The organism is Mycobacterium colombiense, assembly GCF_003284975.1.
Classification (GTDB): Bacteria; Actinomycetota; Actinomycetes; order Mycobacteriales; family Mycobacteriaceae; genus Mycobacterium; species Mycobacterium europaeum_A.
Map to the genome: position 1 here is coordinate 1 of NZ_QMEU01000193.1, position 3,858 is coordinate 3,858.

General features: G+C 68.8%; 4 protein-coding genes. 3 read left to right on the forward strand and 1 reads right to left on the reverse strand.

What is annotated here, in order from left to right:
• The 3 genes from infB to DQP58_RS26105 form a co-directional block, all read left to right on the forward strand.
• Positions 1 to 1,850: translation initiation factor IF-2 (infB, locus tag DQP58_RS26095; protein ID WP_205869551.1), on the forward strand; the 1,850-nt coding region annotated here is incomplete at its 5' end.
• 91 nt (positions 1,851 to 1,941) lie between these two features.
• Complete coding sequence (rbfA, locus tag DQP58_RS26100) at positions 1,942 to 2,430, forward strand: 30S ribosome-binding factor RbfA (protein WP_112710929.1); 489 nt, start codon at positions 1,942 to 1,944, stop codon at positions 2,428 to 2,430.
• On the forward strand, positions 2,405 to 3,412 hold the full coding sequence (locus DQP58_RS26105; protein WP_112710930.1) for a DHH family phosphoesterase: 1,008 nt from the start codon (positions 2,405 to 2,407) through the stop codon (positions 3,410 to 3,412). The genes rbfA and DQP58_RS26105 overlap by 26 nt, the downstream gene beginning before the upstream one ends.
• Here the strand turns inward: DQP58_RS26105 and DQP58_RS26110 are convergent.
• Positions 3,409 to 3,858 (reverse strand): hypothetical protein (locus DQP58_RS26110; protein ID WP_112710931.1); only part of this gene is annotated, 450 nt, incomplete at its 5' end. The two genes, DQP58_RS26105 and DQP58_RS26110, sit on opposite strands and share 4 nt — an antisense overlap.

The window sequence follows — 3,858 nt, forward strand, 5'->3', positions numbered from 1 at the left end:
GCGCCGAATACGAGAACATGCAGGCGCCCGTCGTCGGTGGCGTGCGGTTGCCGCACGGCAACGGCGAGACGATCCGGCTGGCGCGCGGCGCGTCGCTCTCCGACTTCGCCGACAAGATCAACGCCAACCCGGCCTCGCTGGTGCAGGCACTGTTCAACCTCGGCGAGATGGTCACGGCCACCCAGTCGGTCGGCGACGAGACGCTCGAGCTGCTGGGCAGCGAGATGAACTATGTCGTGCAGGTCGTCAGCCCCGAGGACGAGGACCGCGAACTGCTGGAGTCCTTCGACCTCAGCTACGGCGAGGACGAGGGCGGCGAGGAAGACCTGCAGACCCGGCCGCCGGTGGTGACCGTCATGGGTCACGTCGACCACGGTAAGACCCGCCTGCTGGACACCATCCGCAACGCCAGCGTCCGCGAGGCCGAGGCCGGCGGCATCACCCAGCACATCGGTGCCTACCAGGTGACCGTGGAGCACGACGGTGTCGAGCGGCCGATCACCTTCATCGACACCCCGGGTCACGAGGCGTTCACCGCCATGCGTGCCCGCGGCGCCAAGGCCACCGACATCGCCATTCTGGTGGTGGCGGCCGACGACGGCGTCATGCCGCAGACGGTGGAGGCCATCAACCACGCCCAGGCGGCCGACGTGCCGATCGTGGTGGCGGTCAACAAGATTGACGTCGAGGGCGCCGACCCGGCCAAGATCCGCGGCCAGCTCACCGAATACGGTTTGGTGGCAGAGGATTTCGGTGGCGACACCATGTTCGTCGACATCTCTGCCAAGCAGGGCACCAACATCGAGGCGCTGCTCGAGGCGGTGCTGCTGACCGCCGACGCCGCCCTGGACCTGCGGGCCAACCCCGACATGGAGGCCCAGGGTGTGGCGATCGAGGCGCACCTGGACCGCGGTCGCGGACCGGTCGCCACGGTGCTGGTGCAGCGCGGCACGCTGCGGGTCGGCGACTCGGTGGTCGCCGGCGACGCCTACGGTCGCGTCCGCCGCATGGTCGACGAGCACGGCGACGACGTCGAAGAGGCGCTGCCGTCGCGGCCGGTGCAGGTCATCGGGTTCACCTCGGTGCCCGGCGCGGGAGACAACCTGCTGGTCGTCGACGAGGACCGCATCGCCCGCCAGATCGCCGACAAGCGCAGCGCCCGCAAGCGCAATGCGCTGGCGGCGCGTTCCCGCAAGCGGATCAGCCTGGAGGACCTGGACTCGGCGCTGAAGGAAACCAGCCAGCTGAACCTGATCCTCAAGGGCGACAACGCCGGTACCGTCGAGGCGCTGGAAGAGGCCCTGATGGGCATCGAGATCGACGACGAGGTGGCGCTGCGCGTGATCGACCGCGGTGTCGGTGGCATCACCGAAACCAACGTCAACCTGGCGTCGGCCTCGGATGCGGTGATCATCGGGTTCAACGTGCGCGCCGAGGGCAAGGCCACCGAGCTGGCCAACCGGGAGGGCGTGGAGATCCGCTACTACTCGGTGATCTACCAGGCGATCGACGAGATCGAGAAGGCCCTGCGCGGCATGCTCAAGCCGATCTACGAGGAGAACACGCTGGGCCGCGCCGAGATCCGGGCGATCTTCCGGTCGTCCAAGGTCGGCATCATCGCCGGCTGCATGATCAGCAGCGGCATAGTGCGCCGCAACGCCAAGGCGCGGTTGCTGCGGGACAACATCGTGGTCACCGACAACCTTTCGATCACCTCGCTGCGACGCGAGAAGGACGACGTCACCGAGGTCCGCGAGGGCTTCGAGTGCGGTATGACGCTGGGGTACAACGACCTCAAAGAAGGCGACATCATCGAGTCCTACGAGTTGGTCCAGAAGGAACGCACCTGACCCCACCGCCGACGACGCAGAACGACGATCAGAACGACGACGCAGCACGGCGATGCAGAACGACGTGACGACGAGAAGGTGGTGAATCCGAATGCCTGATCCAGCCAGGGCGCGCCGGCTGGCCAAGCGAATCAACACCATCGTCGCCTCGGCGATCGAGTTCGAGATCAAGGATCCCGGGCTCGAGGGGGTCACCATCGTCGACGCGAAGGTGACCGCCGACCTGCACGACGCGACGGTCTTCTACACGGTGATGGGACGCACGCTGGACGACGAGCCGGACTACGCGGCCGCCGCGGCGGCCCTGGAACGCGCCAAGGGTGCGCTGCGCACCATGGTCGGGGCCGGCACCGGCGTGCGGTTCACGCCCACCCTCACCTTCACCCGCGACACCACGTCGGACAACGTGGCGCGGATGGAGGAATTGCTGGCGCGCGCCCGCGCCGCGGACGCTGATCTGGCGCGGGTTCGTTCGGGCGCCAAGCCGGCCGGGGAGGCCGATCCATACCGGGATAGCGGATCGGGTGGGGAGCCCGGCCTCGACGGGAGCATCGGTGACGACGACCAACACCAATACTGAGCTGGGCGGCCCCCGGGTGGGGGTGCGCGTCGACGCCGCGGGTGCGGTCGAGTTGCTGTCGGACGCCGACACCGTCGCGGTGATCGCACACGTGCACCCCGACGCCGACACCATCGGCGCCGGCCTGGCGCTCGGGCTGGTGCTGGACAGGTGCGGCAAGCGGGTCGAGGTCAGTTTCGCCGAGCCGGCCGGGCTGCCCGAGTCGCTGGCGTCGCTGCCCGGCTGCCGACTGCTGGTCGATCCCGGTGTGATGCGCCGCGACGTCGATCTGGTTGTCACCGTTGACGTTCCGAGCGTCAAGCGGCTGGGTGCCTTGAGCGACTTGGCCCTCGAGGGCGACGAGGTGCTGGTCATCGACCATCACGCCTCCAATGATGTGTTCGGCACTGCCAATTTCGTTGACGTCCAAGCTGATTCGACCACGATGATGATCGCCGACATCCTCGACGCGTGGGACAAGCCCATCGATGCCGACGTCGCGCACTGCATCTACGCCGGCCTGACGACCGACACCGGGTCGTTCCGCTGGGCCAGTGCGCGCGCCCTGCGGCTGGCGGCCCGGCTGGTCGACGGCGGCGTGGACAACGCCGCGATCAGCCGAACCCTGTTGGACAGCCATCCGTTCGGATGGCTGCCACTGCTGTCGCGGGTGCTGGCCTCGGCCCAGCTGCTGCCGGACGCCGCGGGCGGCCGGGGCCTGGTGTATGCCGTTGTCGGCAACCAGGATTGGGTGACCTCACGCCCGGAGGAAGTCGAAAGCATCGTCGACATCGTGCGGACCACGCAGCAGGCCGAGGTGGCCGCGGTGTTCAAGGAGATCGCGCCGCAGCAGTGGTCGGTGTCCATGCGGGCCAAGTCCGCCGTAGATCTGGCGGCGGTGGCGTCCGGGTTCGGCGGCGGCGGGCACCGGCTGGCGGCCGGCTATTCGACCACCGGCTCGATCGACGACGCGGTGGCGTCGCTGCGCACGGCCCTGGACTAGAACGCCCAGCTACCCGAGCGCTGCACGACGAAGCCGTGGTCGCCGCTGGTGGTGTCCAGGCAGGCGACCAGGTTGTCGGCCCCCACCGCGCAGGTGACGTTGAGATAGGTCAACTTCTGGCCCGCCCCCAGCGGTTTGCCGCCGGCCGGTAGCGGGGCAGGGTTGCCGTCGCATCCGGCGTAGGACATGCGACTCAACTGGTAGCCGGGTCCTTTGAAGTCCACCGAACCCACGACGCAGTCGCCGGGTCGCGGGCGGCCGCCGGGGAAGGGAACGTCGTCCATCCCCGACATGTCGCCCTTGCACTTGATGTCCTGCGATGGTTGCGGCACGGGCGGCTGCCCGCCGTAGAAGTCACACACCAGGGCGGAGCCGGCGGAGAAACTGAGCCGCGGCGAGCTTCCCGGCGCGCCGGCGGCGATGTAGCCGTCGGCGGGCACCGGGGT

What these genes read in the sequence shown, in the direction of transcription:
- rbfA (WP_112710929.1), top strand. Translation starts at nt 1,942, where the DNA reads ATGCCTGATCCAGCCAGGGCGCGCCGGCTGGCCAAGCGAATCAACACC.